We start from the raw sequence: 18,537 nt of genomic DNA, 5'->3' as shown, positions 1-18,537 counted from the left end.
CTCGTAGGTGCGCATGGTCATTTGATTTTCCTCAGTCCTCAGGGCTGTAGTGCGCGTTACACTTGGGACACATCCATTTGCCCGCAAAGTGAAAATCAGGTGCAACATTAGACAGCCTGACTCGAAGCTGACCGGCATCCCAACAAGAGGTACAAAACCTCCCTACCTCTCCATCGAAGCTGTATACACCTTCGTCCGTGTAGGTTGGCTGACCAGTTGCCTTCTGCTTAATTTGTGTATGAAGAAGAGCAATCTGCTCCTGAGCAGCCGCGAGCTTCATTTTCAGCTCACCAGATTCAAGTTTCGCGTCACCAAGGGCCGAATGTAGATCTGCAACGAGCATTTTGAAATCTGCATCCCCGACCTTCTTAGCCAGGTCCCGAAGCTTGTTTGAAGCGTCTAATGCTTGCTGTAAAAGCGCGATGATATCCATTGTTCACTGCTCTACCCCTGAGGACCGAAAACCGTCCCTCTCTACGCACTTAGCCCGCAAGGCGGGCTAGTGGTCTGAGGAGTTTTCCTCTGTCTGAAGCGGCATCAGTTAGAGCGCCATTTGCTGTATTCCTAAACACACTTTGCAATGGGCAATTGGCGCTCTACCAATGCAGCCTAGGATGACTGACTGCTTAGCCCTAGATCCTCCTACGGCGCTTGTGGGTAACAACAGCTTCGGGCTTATCTTTGTCGCTTAATATGACGAAGTCTGAGCTTTCTACAATTGTAGAGTCTGGTGCAGAAATTCCTACACGAACGGCCCCAATTCCAGGATCAACACTCAGAAGATCGACAACAATTTCGTCACCAATCATCAATTTTTCACTTTGCCGGCGAGTCAGAATTAGCATGCTTTTTCCTATTCCTCAGCAAGGTAGCTAGCTACCTGGTCTGAATGCTTGATCTTGCACTTGGTTGGTAAGCGTCCGGCGAACTCACCTTCCGAACTCCAGCATTAAGGGCGATGTTGTCCGTCTATTTTTAAGCGGACGCGATCACCCTTATCGCCAGGATTCCCATGCGCCAACGAAGCTCTTACCCGAAGCCTTTTAAAGCCCAGGTCGTTCAGGAATGCCTGCAACCTGGAGCGTCAGTTTCCAGCGTCGCCATCAGCCATGGCATAAACGCCAACGTTATTCGCAAGTGGCTGCCGATTTACCGCGACAAGGCGGTTGCTCCACTTCCGGCATTTGTACCACTGCAACCCATGCCCAAGCGGCACGCTGATGAGGCGGTGGCTATCGCATTGCCGCTGGGCGGCCAAACCATCACGGTCAAATGGCCCATTTCCGACCCGGACGGCTGTGCCCGCTTCATCCGCAGCCTTTCGCAATGATCCGCATCGACGCCATCTGGCTCGCCACCGAGCCCATGGACATGCGTGCCGGTACCGACACAGCGCTGGCCCGAGTGGTCGCGGTTTTCGGTGCGGCGAAGCCGCACTGCGCTTATCTGTTCGCCAACCGCCGCGCCAATCGTATGAAAGTTCTGGTGCATGACGGCTTCGGAATATGGCTGGCGGCGCGCCGGTTGAACCAAGGCAAGTTCCACTGGCCTGGCATTCGCCATGGTTCTGAGATGGAACTGGATACCGAGCAACTTCAGGCTTTGGTGTTGGGTCTGCCATGGCAACGCGCAGGTTCTGGAGGCTCGATCACACTGCTTTAACGGTTGCCATTAGCCTATCGGTCTATCGTCGCGAATTGCCTGCTCTGGCAAAATTGCCCCATGACTTCGCTACCCAATTTCGATCACCTGACCCCTGAACAACTGCGCGTCTTGGCGGCGCAGTTGATGCAGCGTATCGAGACGCTCGACCACCAGGTCGACACGCTGGGCAAGAAGATCAACCGCGATCAGACGGTGATCGAGAAGCTGACTCACGAGATCGCCCAGCTCAAGCGCTTGAAATTTGCCAAGCGCAGCGAGCAGATGAATCCTGAGCAGGCCAGTTTGCTCGATGACCTGATCGATACCGATATCGCAGCGATTGAAGCAGAGCTTCAGGCCTTGCAGACAGTGCCAGCGGCGACCGAGAAAAAGCAGAAACCCAAGCGCACTGCATTACCGGCTGAGTTTCCACGCACACTGATCCATCACGAACCGAACAACACTCGCTGCCCATGCGGCTGTGCACTCAAGCGCATCGGTGAAGACGTCAGTGAGAAGCTTGATTACACACCAGGCGTGTTCACCGTCGAGCGTCATGTGCGTGGCAAATGGGTCTGCGATGACTGTGAAACCCTCATTCAGGCACCGGTTCCGGCTCAGGTCATCGACAAGGGCATCCCAACCGCTGGACTGCTGGCTCACGTCATGATTGCCAAGTTCGCTGACCATCTGCCGCTTTACCGTCAGGAATCGATCTTCGGTCGAGCAGGCTTGGCGATTCCACGTTCAACATTGGCTCAATGGGTTGGCGTGACTGGGGCTCAGTTGCAGCCGCTGGTCGACGCGCTGCGCGACGTAGTGCTTGGGCAGCAGGTGATCCACGCCGATGAAACACCGGTGCAGATGCTCGTTCCGGGCTCGAAGAAAACCCACCGTTCTTATATGTGGGCTTACGCTACCAGCCAATTCTCGGATTTGGCAGCAGTGGTTTACGACTTTAGCCCCAGCCGCTCCGGTGAGCATGCTCGCAACTTCCTGAAAGACTGGAGGGGTAAGTTGGTGTGTGATGACTTTGGCGGCTACAAAGCCAGCTTCGAGCTAGGTGTGACCGAGATCGGATGCATGGCACATGCACGGCGTAAGTTCTTCGAGTTGCATGCGACGAATAAAAGCACGCTCGCCGAGCAAGCCCTGCGCTATATCCAATTGTTGTACGAAATCGAGAGCGAAGTCCGCGATTTGGAGCCGGATTTACGGCACCGAATACGGCTAGAAAAAGCCGTTCCGGTAATGGACATGCTGCATGCCTGGATGAGCGCCCAGCGCGATCTTGTGCCCGAAGGATCAGCCATCAGCAAAGCACTCGATTACAGCCTGAAACGCTGGGTGGCGCTGTCGCGCTACCTCGATGACGGGGCCGTACCCATTGATAATAATTGGGCAGAGAACCAGATCCGGCCATGGGCTCTTGGACGCAAGAACTGGCTCTTTGCAGGGTCACTACGCAGCGGAAAGCGAGCGGCGGCGATCATGAGTTTGATCCAGTCTGCGCGGATTAATGGTCATGATCCATATGCTTACTTGAAGGACGTGCTAACACGCCTGCCAACGCAGCGGGCAAGTGAAGTCGATCAGTTGCTACCGCACGTGTGGAGGGGCTTTCACAAAATAGGCAATTAGAGTCCTGCGGCTGGTCTACCGGCAAATGAGCGGAACTTGGATTTCCCCCAAACCAAACCGAGCATCGCAGCCAAGGACGAAGCGGCAAGTACACTTAATTTAGCCGCCGCGAGTAAACCAGGATCGTCAAACGCAAGGCCGGAAATGAAAATAGACATGGTGAAGCCTATACCTGCCAGCAGCCCTACCAACGCGACGCCCTCCCATTTGACCCCATCAGGCAGTTCACAGATTTTGAGCTTTATCAGCATAAAACTGGCGATCATCACCCCCAGCGGCTTGCCAAGTACCAACGCCGTCGTCACCCCAATAAGCACACCTTGCGCCACCGTATCGTCCAGATTGATACCCTTTAGACTGACACCGGCATTGGCCAGCGCGAATAGCGGCATGACGCCGTAGGCGACCCATGGGTGCAGCCCCAATTGCACTCTCTGCACAGGAGATAACATTTCTCGCTCTGCATGGCGCAATTGTTTCAGTGGTTTAGCTACTGCCTTTGGGCTCTGCTCTGCGTGCGAGAAGCGCTCCATCAGTTCCTGAAATGTACGCCCAATCGTATCCAGAGGTCGTTCACGCAAGGGCTTGGAATTGACAGGCGTCATTAGCCCTAGAACAACACCGGCAAGCGTTGGATGAACGCCGGTCTTTAAGAGCCCAAACCATACAATCGCTCCAGGTATGACATAGACGTAAGCTTTGCTAATACCCATGCGTTGAAATATCAGCACGATCAGCAACCCTGCTGCTGCAATGACCAACCCCAGGTAATCCAGGTTGGCTGTGTAGAAAACAGCGATGATCAGTATTGCAACGATGTCATCAATGATCGCCAGCGCAAGTAGGAGGACTCTCACGGAGCCGGGAATCGATTTACCCAAGAGAGCAAGCACGCCCACGGCAAAGGCAATGTCCGTCGCCGTAGGCACAGCCCACCCGCTGGAGGCAGGGGTGCCGAAATTGAGCAACGTATAGATCAGCGCAGGTACGACCACACCACCCAGCGCAGCACCAATAGGTAACGTAGCGAGCTTGAAGCTGGAAAGCGCACCGTCACTTATCTCTTGACGTATCTCCGCGCCCACGACGAGGAAGAACACAGTCATCAATCCATCGTTGACCAGAAAATGCAGCGACCGTGAAATAGTGAAGTGCCCAACACCTATGGTCAGCTCGGCGTTCCAGAAATGCTCATAAGACCCTGCTATCGCACTATTGGCCCAAATGAGAGCGACGATAGCAGCCAACAAAAGCGCAATGCCGCTGACCGCTTCGATATGGGAGAACCGCTCCAGCGCTGAAAGCGCACGTTCGGTTAAAACTTGAGGGCGAGGAATAGGTGAAGATGCTGGTTTTTTGCTGGCCACAGTAGAACTCCACTGGCGGCCCGACCAGCGTTTGCTTTTAACCTGCGCATCGCTTTATGCAATGGCGCACCCAGGGCGATCATAGAAAGCTCGGTGCGCAGATGCAATGTTCGGCGCCTATGCGCTGAACCTTCTGTTGTTGAACGAACTCAATCAGTCTAGGTGATCAGAGGATGATTCCGTTTGCTTCCTAGGCAGTTGTCCAAAAAGGTAAGGCTATGATCGCTCGATGGCGTTGGATACTGGCGCAACTCACAAAGAAGCTCTGGCTCAGGGCTACCTTGTTTTCACTGCTGGGCGTAGCGACCGCCTTGATATCAATCTTGCTCAAGGACTCGATTCCATTTTCTCTGTCGGCCCGTATAGGTGCAGATGCCGTTGACAAGATTCTGAGCATCATTGCCTCCAGCATGCTTGCAGTGACCACCTTTTCGCTAAGCACTATGGTGACAGCGTACGGCGCGGCCAGCAGTGGCGTAACACCGCGTGCGACGACGTTGGTAATGGAGGACACGACAACACAAAACGCGCTCGCGACGTTCATCGGCTCATTTCTATTTAGCCTGGTAGGCATCATCGCGTTGAGCACCGGAGTCTATGGCGCCCAAGGGCGGGTGCTCCTGTTCGCAGCGACCATGGTGGTGGTCATCCTCATCGTTTACACGCTTCTGCGCTGGATTGATCACCTTTCAAAACTGGGGCGAATGGGCGAGACGATTGATCTAGTGGAGAAAGCGGCCATTGATGCAATCGATCATAGAGTACGGTGGCCATATCTGGGCGGAGTCGCTTTCCCAAAGGGGTGGACTGTGCCAATCTGCTCTCAGATCGTTACCAGTGAATCGACTGGATATGTACAGCATATCGATGTTCAGGCACTGAGCGAGGTAGCGGAGGCCGGAAACCTCAAAATATTCGTGGATATTCTCCCCGGTAGTTTCGTCCATATGGGGATGCCACTGGCCTATCTCGTACCGCTGGCCAATGATTCTGTCGAGGTCACTAGCGAGCCGTCGGAGAAGGTACTCGCTACGCTGACAATAGGCATCCGGAGAACCTTCGAACACGACCCCCGCTTTGGACTTTCAGTGCTGTCGGAAATAGCATCCCGCGCGCTGTCTCCCGCAGTGAATGACCCCGGCACGGCCATTGATGTCATCGGGCGAGGCGTACGTAGCTTGACTGCGTGGGGTAAGCCACAGCCAGTTGCCCCAGAACATGAAAAAAGCTGCGGGCGGGTTTTTCTGCATGGCTTGGATGTCGACGACTTGTTCGATGACTTCTTTGCGCCGATAGCCAGAGATGGCGCAGCAATCATCGAGTTGGATCTGCGCGTGATGAAAGCTTTGATCAGCCTTGCTCAGATCAACCCCGCTTTGTTCAAAGCCGTTTGCTTGAAGCACGCGAATCTCCTGTTGAGAAGGTCAGGCGGCGCCTTGGTTTTGGACGAGGAAAAGCAAAAGCTAAGGGCGCTTGCAGACACGTTGCTGTGCAGCTAGCCAGCCTCACGGGCACAGGTACGAAAGCTGCATAGAGTGTTCACAAGCCAATTTGATGACGCCTTCTATGAAGCCTTTTTACCTCACCTCCACCAGACTCGCGCCTTCCGTGCTCACCAAAGCACTGCTTGGCTTCATTGCTCTGGTGTGTCTCTCGTTGATTTTGGCTACAGCCTGGCAGATGAACCAGTCCAAGCGTGAGCGCGTAGCTACCGCCAAAATTGCGGTTTCAAACATCGTTCTTGCCGCCGAGCAGCAAGCTCAGGATACGGTACGACAAGCTGATAATACGCTGCGTGATCTCGTGGAGCGCGTGGAGCACGATGGTGCAGAGGGGGCTCAGCAAGCTCGACTGGCGAAACTGATGGCTCAGGATGTGGTGAATGTGGACGGCATCCAGGGGCTTTTCATCTACGATGCCCAAGGCAACTGGGTCGCCAACTCCTTTTCCCAAGGTATACAGGTGAAAAACAACAGCGACCGCGCGTACTTCGCGTATCACCGCGATAACGACGATGAGTCCATCCACGTTGGTTCTATTGTCGAGAGTCGCATTACGGGAGAGATGGTTATCCCTATCAGTCGGCGCATTAATGCTGCCGACGGTACATTTGCAGGTGTGGCATTAGCGACTGTGCCCGTTGCCTATTTCCAATCATTCTTCAAGCGTATGGATGTGGACGACAAGGGCGTTATTTTCCTTGCGCTGAACAATGGCGACCTGCTGGCTCGTCGACCGACGTTAACCGCACTCATGACGACCAATGTGGCAAAAGGGGATATTTTCACCAGTTACCTGCCATACAGCGATAGCGGTACCGCTGTGATCAAGTCTGTAGTGGATGGTGTGGAAAGGATTTATGCCTATCGGCGGGTTTCTGGGTTGCCCATCGTCGCTGCTGCTGGCGTGTCCTGCCAGCATGTATTCGCCCCCTGGTGGGCCTATGCGTATCGATCCATGGCGCTGGTAGGCATGATCACTTTGGCCTTGGTTTTGCTGGGTATGTGTTTGTACAGGCAAATCCAGCACCTGATCATTGCCGAAAACAAGTTGAGTATTGCTCAAACCGAGCTTGAGGTCATCGCTCAGACCGACAGTCTGACGCATCTGGCCAATCGACGTTGCTTCGACGCTACGTTGCAAAAAGAGTGGGGACGAGCGTCTCGAAATAACTCGGTCATCGCCATCATTTTGTTGGATATCGACTGGTTCAAGCAATACAACGACTGCTACGGCCATCTGCGAGGGGACGACTGCCTGCGCCAAGTGGCAGGGATCATAGGCAGCTGCATCAACCGGGCTGGCGATCTAGCGGCACGGTATGGCGGTGAGGAGTTCGTGATCCTGCTAGCTGAAACAGATTTAGCGGGTGCTTTGAGCGTTGCCGAAAAAGTCAGGTTAGGCATTGAAAACGCACTTATAGAGCACTCCGGCAGTCCAGTGGGGAACGTAACAATCAGTTCCGGCGTGGTGGCGATCAACGCACCGGAGAAGGAGGGTTATACAGCCGCCCTTAAGGAAGCAGATCGACTGCTTTACTGTGCCAAAACCAGAGGTCGCAACTGCGTCGAGGGACGAGCAATGGCCGACACCATCAGAAAGCAGTTCACATGCCAGCCCGTTCTAGGCACAAGCCAATGTTGATTATGGCCGACTTGCTGCCCGTCTCGCCTTCTTCATCCCATTGCCATGCAACCCAGTTGAGATGGGGGTAGGCCTTTTGTGCCGCTGGCCTGATCATTCAAGCTGCTTCGTGGCCTTTGAATCTGCATGCCAGGTTTTGACAGCCGTCTAGCGGCCACATCGCCTCTTGACGAAAAGCTTAAAGTTTCCAATTTTGGGTCGATAGCCTTTTGAATATGTCAACCATCATTGGAAAGCAGGAATCTAGCATGCGCCTTAGAAATCTCAATTTAGCTCCACGAGCTGCCCTGTTTTTCACTTCAATCATCATTCTGGTTTTTGTGCTGGGCATATTCGCAGTCCTCCAAATGGGCAAGCTAAGGGATGCCGAAAAAGACGTCGAACTCAATTGGATGGTCAGCATCCGCCAAACGGCGCTGATGAATATCACTACCCTTCGCCTTAGGCTCGAAACCCAGCGAGGCATTGCTGACCCTCAATCCATTCAAAAGAACATTGAAAGCTTCGCTGGCTATCGTAAGGCGTTCACCGATGCGGTGGCGGGCTATGAGCCACTGATAGCGAGCGATAAAGAGCGCTCGTTTTACACTCCAGTAAAAAACAGCGCCGATGCTTATTCCAAACAACTGGATATTCTCGAACCTTTGATGAGACAAGGTGACATAGCCACAGCGGCCAATCTGGTGAGTACAGGTATCCGCCCGCTCACGAATGCGATGGAACAGCAGATCAATGACTTGACCAAATTCAACAACCAGGGCGCAGCGCAGGCTGGGCAAACCGCAACCGATCTCTACAACAACGGCCTGTGGCTTGTCGTTGGCCTTATAACGGGCGTAGTCATTTTGACGATTGGCTTGGCATTACTGCTGACGAAAAGTATTACCTCTCCGATTAACGATGCATTGTCCGTCGCGGAGCGTATTGCGGCCAGTGACCTCTCCAAGGAGGTATTGGTCAGCGGTACTGATGAAGCAGGGCGATTGTTGAAAGCACTTGCGCAGATGCAGACAAACCTGCGCAACACGATAATGCAGATCTCCGATTCGTCCACCCAACTGGCCTCTGCTTCAGAAGAGATGACAGCGGTTACTGAGGAGTCGAGTCGTGGTCTTGTCGCCCAGAATGACGAGGTCAATCAAGCAGCCACAGCGGTCACAGAAATGAGCGCGGCAGTTGACGAGGTCGCACGTAACGCGGAGTCAGCTTCTGAAGAGTCGAAGCGTACCCAAGGGTATACCGAGGTTGGTTTGGCGCGAGTGGCTCAGACGTTAAAGTCAATTCAAACGCTGAACGGTAACGTTGAAAACACCAGCGAGCAGATTCAAGGGTTGTCAGATCGTGCCCAGAGCATCACTAAAGTGGTCGAGGTGATTCGGGCAATTGCAGAACAAACCAACCTGTTGGCTTTGAACGCAGCCATTGAGGCAGCACGCGCAGGCGAGCAAGGTCGTGGGTTTGCGGTGGTTGCGGACGAAGTAAGAGCTTTGGCCCATCGCACTCAAGTGTCGACCCAGGAAATCGAGCAGATGATCGCTGCCATCCAGAACGATTCTGATCTGGCCGTGAAGGCAATGAACACGAGCCGAGACCTTGCGACCGAATCGCTTGGCGTCGCCCAGGAAGCCAGTACCTCGCTGGATCAGATAGCCACGGCCATTGTTCAGATCAATGAACGTAACCTCATGATCGCGACCGCCTCTGAAGAACAATCGCATGTAGCCCGCGAGGTTGATCGCAATCTGGTCAGTATCCGCGAGTTAGCAGCGCAAAACGCTGCGGGTGCCAGCCAGACAGCAAGTGCATGCGGTGAAATGTCAAAACTGGCGGTTAACCTGAATCAGTTGGTTAACCGATTTGTGGTATGACAAAGGCTTTAGGGAAGCTGAGGGCTAACCTCAGACTAGCCAGGCACTGAAAGCAACGTGCCCGAAATGCTTAAATTTTCTGATTACGCGGCAATTCCGATAAATCGGGATTGCCTCAAGCGTAATGGTTGTTCCCTGCGTTAAACGTCCAAAATGACTGAATTGGCAAAGCGCACACGATTAGGCTCAATATTCAGCCTGACTCAGGTGTTCGGAAAAGGGGGGATGCCCGTACGCTTACCTTGGTTGCCGTCACCGTCATGGTGGTGCGCTCAACGGACACTGCCAGCGAGTAATGGTCGCGGTAAGGCCTGCTCTTGAACAGATCTGCAAGTCTCTCCGCAAGCTGTTCGGCCAAATCTTTGCTGTCCAAGTACAGCGTTTTGTAACTGAGACGTCCGGTCGGTGAGACGGAAAGATCTTTTACAAGGTCTTCGTCTTCGTAGTGCTCGTTGCGCAGATTGATCGGGACCAACCTGTGCGGAATCTCAACTTTGATGGTCGCGTACTCCACAACCGATTTGTTGGGGAAGTCTCCCGCTTTACGAAGCGCACTCACAGCGACATATCCTTGATTACTGAGCTACCGGACGACGGTGAACTCAACAGACTCGTGACTAACTAGACAGGACGCCTTTTTTGTCGCCCCCGTTTACTTTGAAGTCATAGGTTAACCGCACTCAGCGAACCGGGTAGTAATTGTCCGGGAACGGTGTTGGCAGCAATGCGTTGAGTCGATCGCCTATCTCGTTCTCGGTCTTATGGTCAAACAGCCGTGTTCTCAGGCGCTCCAGGCTTTCCTGGTACAGCTGAAGCAGCAGCTCCTTGTACCCGTTGTCATAAAGCCAATACGCCTTGTCGTTGGTCCATAGGCCCATGCATTTGCCAGCATGGTCGACGGCCTCTTTCCGGATACGATGATCCTTGGCAGCCGCGAAATACTCTTCTTTCTCGCACTCCAGATAGCTGTCACCCGAGTACTGGTTCTCCATCAAAATGACACGGGCGATGAATCCGGAACCTTCTGGGCTACGCACGATGGCTTGGCCGGGATGCTCCCTTGCCCACTGCTTCGCCTCCTCTGCGGTTTCGAAATGCATCGTAACGGTGCGCTTTGTCCATCTATGCGGGTCTTGCCCGAATGAGTCGTTGAAACCGTCGCCCATCCCGGTCTCTCCGAACGTTCGTTCCCAATCACCCATTCTTTTGCCCTACCATTTCATTGTCTTGCATGGACGTTTTCCTTCTTACTCAGCCGTGATGGGGTATTGCTTTTTACCCTGCCTCGCGCAGCTTTAATCAGATCAGTTGTTGCCATTTTCTGAGCTTCGGGATTGTTTTCTTTTGCAAAAATCACCGCGTAATGGACCATGTAGGTCGGAATTCGGGCCTTCTCAATTTCACCTTGTTTGTATTCCGCAAGTATTTTCGCGGCCAGATCAGTACCCTCGTTGTCTGCACATTCTTGGATTTTTACCAGTGAGGCAGAGTCATAACGCCCTGATGCCGTAGGTGCAATATTCAGTTTACCCATGCAGCCCAAAGCAATTAGCTCCTGTGATGCGATCAGGTCTTCATGAATGCCCTTACTATCGTGAAGGTTCGTCACAGGCTTTAGTTCTGGCCGCACCACCTCGGCCGCAAGCGCGATATTGGCAAGCACCGAAAATGCGAGCGTTATTGCAAGAATCCGTTCCATTCACTTTTCCTTCCTACTATTTTGGATGCCACTGGCCTATACCACCAGCCTCCGTCAGCATCGCTTGGAGTTGTTCCTGCGTGGCTGGCGCATCTGCGTTACCAGCCCAAACAGACTCCGTTCAAGGCTCAACTCGGAAAATGGCACAGCCGCTCGCCGTTATTGATTCAGCTCACGGGTTTACAACTCTTCCACGGTCCAGGCATACGCTGAATCTACCTATTCCATCAGCTAGCGTACAATTTTCCCGTTTTATCTATCGCCCCCTGAATCGTCTGACCATGAGGATGCACATGAAAAACTTCATAGACATAGATGAGTCGCGCAAAATTACAGTCAGCGAGTACCTCGAAATGGTTGGGGATTTTGGCAGGCGCAACGCAATTGACGATATGTTCTACATGGCGCAAGCAACATTAGAGTTGATGAGGCAGACTTTCAGAACCCCAGTAGCGGTGCCAGATCTACTCGTTCAGACGACTATCAGGGTCGGAGCCGAAGCATTGCCATGGGGTGTCATCGTGGTGACGCAAGGAATGATCGATCACTGCCTGAATTCCAATTGGCCCCAAGCTAATGAAGTGCTAGGCCGCGATGCGCCCTATGTGATGGGCTCTAATCTGGTAGCTCAGTTAGGTCTGGCGTGGGTGCTTGCTCATGAGTATACCCACGTGTTTCGTGCGCACCAGCAGGTTGAGGACGAGCTGGGCAAAGAATTCTATGTGCTGCGCGCTTTAGAGCACGATGCTGATCTGTGTGCTGCAGGTGCCATCTATAGGGTGATTCAGCGTATGTACAAGGAGGTTATGGATGATACTGCTATCCGTCGTTATGTCGTCTTCATTCTGTTCTGGATCATCCGATCGCTTCCTGAAAGCAACAATGGCGCAGGATTCCACCCCTCGTTCTCTGAAAGATTAGTGCAAATCAATTTCAAGCTGAGCCAAATGGTGACACTCCCTACAGACGAGCTTGATGATGAATGCAAATTACAAATCACCAGGGATCGAGCAGATGCAGTCCGTGATGCGATCATCGCGTGCGAACAGGCGTACCAGGCCCTTCACGGGGATACATTGAGCGGTAACTACTTCGAGGCTTGGTTGGAGTACATTGAAAAGAGAGGGCATGTTGCAATCGTAAAGGACTGGGAAAGGGTGAGCCCTTATGTTCAAAGGCATTCCGGCACATTGGCGGACATAACCCCTAAGGGTTGATGATAGCAACTGATGAGCGGGCAACCAGTGTCCATGGACCTAGCCACTGCCGAGGTCAGCGTCCTCGCGAAAGCCCAGTACGGATACCGGCCCGATTTGCGTTGTTCGTAGAGATGGTGATGGACAAGGGCGCCAGTGTGGCGCCCAATCTATCTGGTCAGGAGACCAGGGCCCATGCATCGTTGGCAGCTTGGCTATGTAATATGCAGTGTGCCCATCTTGGGCAGCGGGGAACTTACGTACGGGCCAGGCACAGGGCCAAACCAGTATGAATCGAAGGGCAGCTGCACCGTTCTGCTCAAATCGAACTTCGTCCGGCAAGTCAGGCCAGAAAGAGAGAACCCCGGATCGCTTGGATCAAGGACAAATTCGCCAGGGTAGAGTCTGTCTGTTCTCTGGCTGGTGCCATACGCCACAAGGACGGCATGGTCTTCATCGGAAATAAACAGAACCAATGCCGGACGTGGCTTTGGTCCCGGTGTTCCGAGGTTCTCGACATTAGGAAAATCCTACTGTTATGGGCTTTCCATAGACCCACTATCACCCGCCTCCCTTTGTCAGTAGGAGTTTTAGCAACCGTAGCAGGCTCAATTCCCGTTATGGTGAAGTTATCAACCCCCAACAATACCGATAACGGTTTGCTACTGACGGCAGCTCTGCAATCTCGTCTTCTATACCTGACACTCCCATCAGGTACTGCCCCATGCCACAGCCCAACCCCTGCTTGAGACCCAATCAGCGCCAGGCCCTTCTAATTCTGCTCACGGCTGCTCTAGCCCCTTTTGCCAACGCGGAAACCTGGGTTGTGACAGACCGCAACCATCCTGTTGAACCTCAGGCGCGAGTTCGGCTGATTCTGTTGGACGAAACAGAAAGGCTTGAAGCCAAGCTCTCAGAAGGACTGCCGGCTGATCCGCAGCAAGCTTTAGCGATAATACAAAAGCGCCTCCTAACCAAAGACGCGCAGCGCTTGCAAAGAGACCTGGTCATCGCTCAACAAAACCTTGTAGACGCCTGGAGCGTCGGGGTGACGAATATTCCGGCGGTGGTGGTCGACCGCAAGTTTGTTGTTTACGGAGAAACAGACGTCGTCGAGGCTGAGCAGCGCATTGCCCAATGGCGAGAACGCAACGAGCCCGGCAAAGGAGTTGCGCGCCCATGAATCAGCGCAAGCCTCCAGCGTGGGCGGCATTGGCACTTTCGATCTCTATCGGTCCAGCAGCCGCCGGCACGGTGACATCCGCCACGATAGTCGCTTCGACCTTGTCGCCTGATTGTCTCGAATACAAAGTGGTCGGCATCTGCTACTGGCTTTTCTGTACTCCATACGGATGCCAAGTCAAGACGTCGACCAAGGTTCGTCATTTTGTTCCTGACGCAGTCATCTCCAGCTACTCAAATACCGGGGGAAACCCATGGGTAGAAGTCTCATCAATGAGCTCACCAACATCTTTTGCACAAGACGGCGGTGACGAAACCACGAACCACAATAATGAAAATAGCCTGGCTAAATTCAAAAACGCTGACGTCATAGGTCATCCGGGCGGAGCAACGTTTAGCCAATTTGCCAGCGCCTCGGGCTATGCCTGCGCAGGCGCGGCCACTCCCTATATGCCATACCTTCTAAGCACATTAGATACGGTTGCCTGGCGTTATGGCGTTCCCGAATCCGTATATCCCGAAGCTCTCATTCCTGGACGACGGGAAGTGGGCGGTCTGTTTTCAGGTGATATGTGGGGTAGCGTCTATCCACGCAGCGGTTTCATCCATCAAGCCGACGACTACAAAGCAGCAGCCGTTATCGCGCAGCGTGTTGGCGACGTGGTCACTCGCAGCGGACAGGTCCACGTCTATCAATCTCTCCTCGCACTGCCTAAGCCAGGCTACTGGCCAGCAGGGCAATTGATCGAGACTGATGCGACTACTGGTAAGTGGCAAGAGCTCACTCCCACCCTCAGTCAGAGCTGTGCGGTATTCCCAAACTTCCTACCCCGCGTGCAAGCAACCGACGGTGCCTACGCCTGGGCGCTGTGGCGACCCTATTCCTGCTGCAAGCGGGAAGGACAAACCTTTCTTGGCAGTACGGACTTTCAATGATGATCAAGAGGATTTCAAGCATGCGCCGCGCCGTCATTCTACCTTTCGCGATTTTGAGCTTTCTACTTATCAACAGTGCCTTGGCTGCCACTCCTGGAATAAATGTCAGCTCGTCCGGCAGTGTGATTGGAGATGATGTGCTTTACAGCGTCGGAGGTGGAAACGCCGTGACCATGGGCAGTGCAGGCAACATGGACAGCATAAGCATCGGCGGGGGCTGGAACAGCAATTTGGTCTGCGGAAACATGAGCATGACGAACACTCTTCAGAATCAGTTGAACGGCGCTACTTCCGGATTCCAGACGATCATGGGATCAATGCTGACAAATGCCACCTCTGCTGTGTCATCACTCCCTGGGCTAATAATTCAGCGAGCCAACCCAGCCTTATACAACTTGCTCACCAACGGTATTTTGCAAGGTCGCTTGGACTTTGATCGCTCCAAAGGAACTTGCCGAGCAATCGCAGACAAGATGCTAGACGTCGCTGGGGGCCAGATGGGTTGGAACAAAATTGCCGAAGGCCAGGCTATGAGTCAGGCAGTCAAAAGCGGTAACACGGATGCCGTATCAGCGGTTGCGCAGGTCGAAAAACAAGGCGGTAATGATGGTATCACTTGGGTAAGCGGGAATAAGGCTGGCGGGTCCGGGCAACAACCTATCAAAGTCGTCGCCGATGTCACTCGCGCTGGATACAACCTCCTCAACGGCCGAGCCGCTGCAGAGACTGCACCTATCAGTCCCACGAGCTGTAACAACGGTATGGTGTGCTCTACCTGGTCTTCACCACAAGAGGCGACAACGTTTGCAAATCGTGTCTTGGGCGAACAGCAACAGCGCACCTGTGAGGGTTGTACGCAAACTACCTCTACGGCCGGCGTAGGTCTTACTCCGCTCATACAGGAGTCCTATGATTCCAAGCTGAAAGCGCTTCAGGAATTGATTTCAGGCAGCAAATCACTCACCACAGAAAACCTGACTGCCGCAAGTAGTGACTCACTTCCCGTGACACGCGGCGTGGTCGAAGCGCTTCGCACTGAGCATGACCAAGACATTCTCGCTAAACGTCTTGCCTCAGAAGTCGCGTTATCTGAAATTCTCGGTAAGGCATTGCTGCTTCAACGCACAATGTTTACCGGCAGCAGAGAGCCGAACATCGCAGCAAACGATGTGGCTTTGAATGCTATCAGTCAGCAAAACAGCAGCCTGCAACAGGAAATTGACAATCTAAAGACCGAATTGGAGATGCGCCGCAACCTCGCCAGCAACTCCCCTACTGCGATTTTACAACGCGCTCAAAGCAGGAAAGACAGTTCCAAAGGCATTTTCCAAGGTGACCCTATGCCAGATCGCCTCGAGCAGCTGCAGAACCCCACGAAAGGTAACTGACCATGAGCTCTTCACCGGTCACAAAGGGGTGGTTACGCAGGAGCGCCACAGCATTGCTGTCGTTGACCTGGCCGATAGTGCTGACCATCGTTCTAGCAACAGTTTTTATGACGACAATCGCTCATTATTTTGGAGATATTGAGCGATTCATCGAATGGCAAAAAGCGCACTACGGTTTCATGCTGGCCTGGCGGCTATCGCTCTATGCAGCGATAGGATTTGGGTGGTACAGGCTCAGGTGTGCGCTTAAACGACAGGCTTCACCCACGACTCCATTTCCCTCTGGACTGAGGCGATGCGAAGTCATGGCCATCTTTGTCGTTCTTCTGTTCGAATGCCGTCGCGCGGCCTCTGCAGCAGGAGTGGATCTGCCATGATTTTGCACACGAATGACTACCTTGAGTACTACCTGACCCTCGTCGGGTGGATCATCAACAGCGGCATCTGGAACATGATTGAGGACAGCGGACTGTTCGCGGCCCCGTTCGCCGCTATTGTCATCAGCGAATGGCTCAGGGCCCGTTCCGAGGGCGCTGATGAGGGCAATAAGGGCGTCCTCTCCCTGGCACGAGTCGAGAATCGATTCTACACGGCAATCCTTGTGATCATCCTTGCATGCATGCCTTTAGTCACGGTCAGCATCGATACCATCCAGTTTGACCGAAGTCGTTCCGAGCAATGCCAGTATTCAATCTCGAATCCGGCTGATACTGGCTGGGAAACCTCTTTCAGCACGCTGAATGGCAAAAGTGCAACAGTGCCTGTTTGGTGGCTCCTCGTGCACGCAATGTCAAAAGCAGCAACCGCAGCCTCAGTAGCTGCTATTCCCTGCGGCGTGGATTTGCAACAGGTCAGGATGGACGTCAACAAAGCTCGCATCAACGATCCGCTGCTTGCTCAAGAGGTCGCTGACTTCACGAACGATTGCTACGCACGAGCCCGGGCAAAACTGTTTATGACCCAGCCTACCCTGAGCGATGATCAGCTCAACGACGTCAACTGGATCGGCTCTAAATTCTTTCTGCAGACATCAGGCTATTACAGCGACGGATTCTCTGGGTTCAGGTCGCATACCCCTAGAACCAAATGGCCATATGACTCAACTCGCGATGCGGGCTTGCCGAAAACCACGGGCGGTGGTGGCTTTCCTACATGCACGCAATGGTGGTCTGATGGGAGCATCGGCCTGAGAGCCAGGCTGCTGGAGCAAGTCAGCCCAGATCTGCTGACCAAACTTGCTCAGTGGGCAAAGTTCATGACCCAGACCGAGGTCAGTGATTCGGTCATTCGCGATCTGGTTTCTCCGAGGAAACAGCAACTGACCCAGGGACAGGTTTATTCAGACTATGGCGGTCAAGTCGGTGGCTCTGTGCTAAATGACTTCACACGCCTTGCAGCTACAGCTGGCCAGGCAGCAGGATCTCTTGTGATGTATCCAGCCATGGACAGTGTTAGGCAAGCAGCGCCCATGGTGATGGCCTTCCTGAAGATGGCTCTCATCATTTGCATTCCGTTTGTGCTGGTGATCGGGTCGTTCGATTTGAAAGTCGTGATGACGGTGACTTTCGCAGCATTTGCCTTAATCTTCGTTGACTTTTGGTTCCAGCTCGCACGCTGGGTGGACAGTACGATTCTCGATGCCCTCTACGGCAATGGGATCGGCAGCAACGTTCCTCACACTAACTTTGACCCGGTATTTGGAGCCAGCAATGCGCAAGGAGATTTGCTGCTGGACTTCGTGATGGGGGCGATGTTCATCGTTCTACCCAGCTTTTGGATAGTCGCGTTGGGCTGGAGTGGTGCGAAACTAGGAAGCTTGATGAGCGGATTGGCTACAGGCACTAGCGCGGCTCAAGAAGCTGGAGGGAAAGGAGGCCAGTTGGCTGTGTCAGCAGCCAAAGGGAAGATCTGATTAACCACGTAAATGTGCCAGGTGCTGGGTTCAAACAGCTACCTGGTGCTTTTATTCGACCCGATGGCTACCGACATAAGTCCCGTAACCGTCCAGACCTTCACGGACTTCGATCTTCGTTGCCTTGTTGGCATCCAAGTCGAAATCGACGCTCTGCGAACCTTGCTGAATCGAAGGACTGCTAAAGACACCGATTCCGATCGCGATTATGGCGAGCAATCCCAGAAGCTGTAGCAAGCCCCAAGTTGCGAGCAACGCTCCAGCACCGAAGAAAGCCACTCGAGCACTCCACTTAACAGCGGTCACAATCAGTCCAGGCATACCGACACGGCTCAGCGATGACCACAAAGCTTCTTCCAAGCGCAAAACTGCAGCTACACCGCGGCCCAGGCCCTGCCCGATCCGAATTGCAGCGCTGCCTTGTACTCTAACTGTGCTCATAGCCACCTCGTGACTCAATCAAACATGTCGTTCTGACATCATTTATAGACCTATGCCGTCATATATTCAACCGACTTTATCTTAGAAATCAACCTTCCGACGAACAGCCGGCCATTTGT

The 18,537-nt window shown here is 53.4% G+C and carries 19 protein-coding genes; 12 read left to right on the top strand and 7 right to left on the bottom strand.

The window, feature by feature from the left end:
* Positions 1–31 precede the first annotated feature (31 nt).
* Together RX972_RS06680 and RX972_RS06675 are read right to left on the bottom strand one after the other, a co-directional pair.
* Complete coding sequence (locus RX972_RS06680; protein ID WP_316873509.1) at positions 32–433, bottom strand: hypothetical protein; 402 nt, start codon at positions 431–433, stop codon at positions 32–34.
* Between the two features lie 199 nt (positions 434–632).
* The gene (locus RX972_RS06675; protein ID WP_316873507.1) at positions 633–845 is read right to left on the bottom strand and encodes a carbon storage regulator; all 213 of its coding nucleotides are present in this window, start codon (positions 843–845) and stop codon (positions 633–635) included.
* Positions 846–1,012: 167 nt separating this feature from the next.
* Here RX972_RS06675 and tnpA point away from each other — a divergent pair, with 167 nt between their 5' ends.
* The 3 genes from tnpA to tnpC are packed head-to-tail and all read left to right on the top strand — an operon-like array spanning position 1,013 to position 3,285.
* On the top strand, positions 1,013–1,330 hold the full coding sequence (gene tnpA, locus RX972_RS06670) for an IS66-like element accessory protein TnpA (RefSeq protein ID WP_024649586.1): 318 nt from the start codon (positions 1,013–1,015) through the stop codon (positions 1,328–1,330).
* A complete protein-coding gene (gene tnpB / locus RX972_RS06665; protein WP_059004149.1) occupies positions 1,327–1,662 on the top strand; it encodes an IS66 family insertion sequence element accessory protein TnpB in 336 nt (111 codons plus the stop codon). The genes tnpA and tnpB overlap by 4 nt, the downstream gene beginning before the upstream one ends.
* 60 nt (positions 1,663–1,722) lie before the next feature.
* Positions 1,723–3,285: an IS66 family transposase gene (tnpC, locus tag RX972_RS06660; RefSeq protein WP_316873503.1), complete on the top strand. Its 1,563-nt coding sequence runs from the start codon at positions 1,723–1,725 to the stop codon at positions 3,283–3,285.
* On the opposite strand, the gene nhaA is transcribed toward tnpC, so the two are convergent.
* Entirely contained in the window at positions 3,282–4,652 is a 1,371-nt protein-coding gene (nhaA, locus tag RX972_RS06655) for a Na+/H+ antiporter NhaA (RefSeq protein WP_316873501.1), read from the bottom strand. The genes tnpC and nhaA overlap by 4 nt on opposite strands.
* A 218-nt stretch (positions 4,653–4,870) precedes the next feature.
* On the opposite strand from nhaA, the gene RX972_RS06650 reads away from it, so the two are divergent.
* From RX972_RS06650 to RX972_RS06640, 3 genes are all read left to right on the top strand, one after another.
* Complete coding sequence (locus tag RX972_RS06650) at positions 4,871–6,151, top strand: DUF2254 domain-containing protein (RefSeq protein ID WP_316873499.1); 1,281 nt, start codon at positions 4,871–4,873, stop codon at positions 6,149–6,151.
* Between the two features lie 67 nt (positions 6,152–6,218).
* Positions 6,219–7,796, top strand: coding sequence for a diguanylate cyclase (locus RX972_RS06645; RefSeq protein ID WP_316873498.1), 1,578 nt, complete (start codon positions 6,219–6,221; stop codon positions 7,794–7,796).
* A 248-nt stretch (positions 7,797–8,044) separates the two neighbouring features.
* Complete coding sequence (locus RX972_RS06640) at positions 8,045–9,664, top strand: methyl-accepting chemotaxis protein (RefSeq protein ID WP_316873497.1); 1,620 nt, start codon at positions 8,045–8,047, stop codon at positions 9,662–9,664.
* Positions 9,665–9,857: 193 nt separating this feature from the next.
* Here RX972_RS06640 and RX972_RS06635 read toward each other — a convergent pair whose 3' ends face one another.
* The 3 genes from RX972_RS06635 to RX972_RS06625 all read right to left on the bottom strand — a co-directional run bounded on the left by RX972_RS06635 (position 9,858) and on the right by RX972_RS06625 (position 11,363).
* Positions 9,858–10,223: a hypothetical protein gene (locus RX972_RS06635; protein ID WP_316873496.1), complete on the bottom strand. Its 366-nt coding sequence runs from the start codon at positions 10,221–10,223 to the stop codon at positions 9,858–9,860.
* 121 nt (positions 10,224–10,344) lie between these two features.
* Positions 10,345–10,830, bottom strand: coding sequence for a hypothetical protein (locus RX972_RS06630; protein ID WP_316873494.1), 486 nt, complete (start codon positions 10,828–10,830; stop codon positions 10,345–10,347).
* Positions 10,831–10,883: 53 nt separating this feature from the next.
* Positions 10,884–11,363: a hypothetical protein gene (locus tag RX972_RS06625; protein WP_316873493.1), complete on the bottom strand. Its 480-nt coding sequence runs from the start codon at positions 11,361–11,363 to the stop codon at positions 10,884–10,886.
* Positions 11,364–11,656: 293 nt separating this feature from the next.
* Here RX972_RS06625 and RX972_RS06620 point away from each other — a divergent pair, with 293 nt between their 5' ends.
* The 6 genes from RX972_RS06620 to RX972_RS06595 all read left to right on the top strand — a co-directional run bounded on the left by RX972_RS06620 (position 11,657) and on the right by RX972_RS06595 (position 17,977).
* Entirely contained in the window at positions 11,657–12,580 is a 924-nt protein-coding gene (locus RX972_RS06620) for a hypothetical protein (protein WP_316873492.1), read from the top strand.
* Between the two features lie 703 nt (positions 12,581–13,283).
* On the top strand, positions 13,284–13,742 hold the full coding sequence (locus tag RX972_RS06615; protein ID WP_316873491.1) for a TIGR03757 family integrating conjugative element protein: 459 nt from the start codon (positions 13,284–13,286) through the stop codon (positions 13,740–13,742).
* Positions 13,739–14,677 (top strand): TIGR03756 family integrating conjugative element protein, encoded by a 939-nt coding sequence (locus RX972_RS06610; protein WP_231672289.1) that lies wholly within the window; start codon positions 13,739–13,741, stop codon positions 14,675–14,677. The genes RX972_RS06615 and RX972_RS06610 overlap by 4 nt, the downstream gene beginning before the upstream one ends.
* A complete protein-coding gene (locus tag RX972_RS06605; RefSeq protein ID WP_316873488.1) occupies positions 14,677–16,065 on the top strand; it encodes an integrating conjugative element protein in 1,389 nt (462 codons plus the stop codon). Before RX972_RS06610 ends, RX972_RS06605 begins: the two co-directional genes overlap by 1 nt.
* Positions 16,066–16,067: 2 nt before the next feature.
* Positions 16,068–16,442 (top strand): hypothetical protein, encoded by a 375-nt coding sequence (locus tag RX972_RS06600; protein WP_316873486.1) that lies wholly within the window; start codon positions 16,068–16,070, stop codon positions 16,440–16,442.
* Positions 16,439–17,977, top strand: coding sequence for a conjugal transfer protein TraG N-terminal domain-containing protein (locus RX972_RS06595; RefSeq protein ID WP_316873484.1), 1,539 nt, complete (start codon positions 16,439–16,441; stop codon positions 17,975–17,977). The genes RX972_RS06600 and RX972_RS06595 overlap by 4 nt, the downstream gene beginning before the upstream one ends.
* Before the next feature lie 51 nt (positions 17,978–18,028).
* On the opposite strand, the gene RX972_RS06590 is transcribed toward RX972_RS06595, so the two are convergent.
* Positions 18,029–18,418: a DUF3742 family protein gene (locus RX972_RS06590; protein ID WP_316873482.1), complete on the bottom strand. Its 390-nt coding sequence runs from the start codon at positions 18,416–18,418 to the stop codon at positions 18,029–18,031.
* Positions 18,419–18,537: the final 119 nt, after the last annotated feature.

This window comes from Pseudomonas syringae group sp. J309-1, assembly GCF_032582135.1.
Classification (GTDB): domain Bacteria; phylum Pseudomonadota; class Gammaproteobacteria; order Pseudomonadales; family Pseudomonadaceae; genus Aquipseudomonas; species Aquipseudomonas quasicaspiana.
The sequence above is the reverse complement of the archived record's forward strand: the minus strand, read 5'-3'. Positions and strand labels throughout refer to the sequence as shown.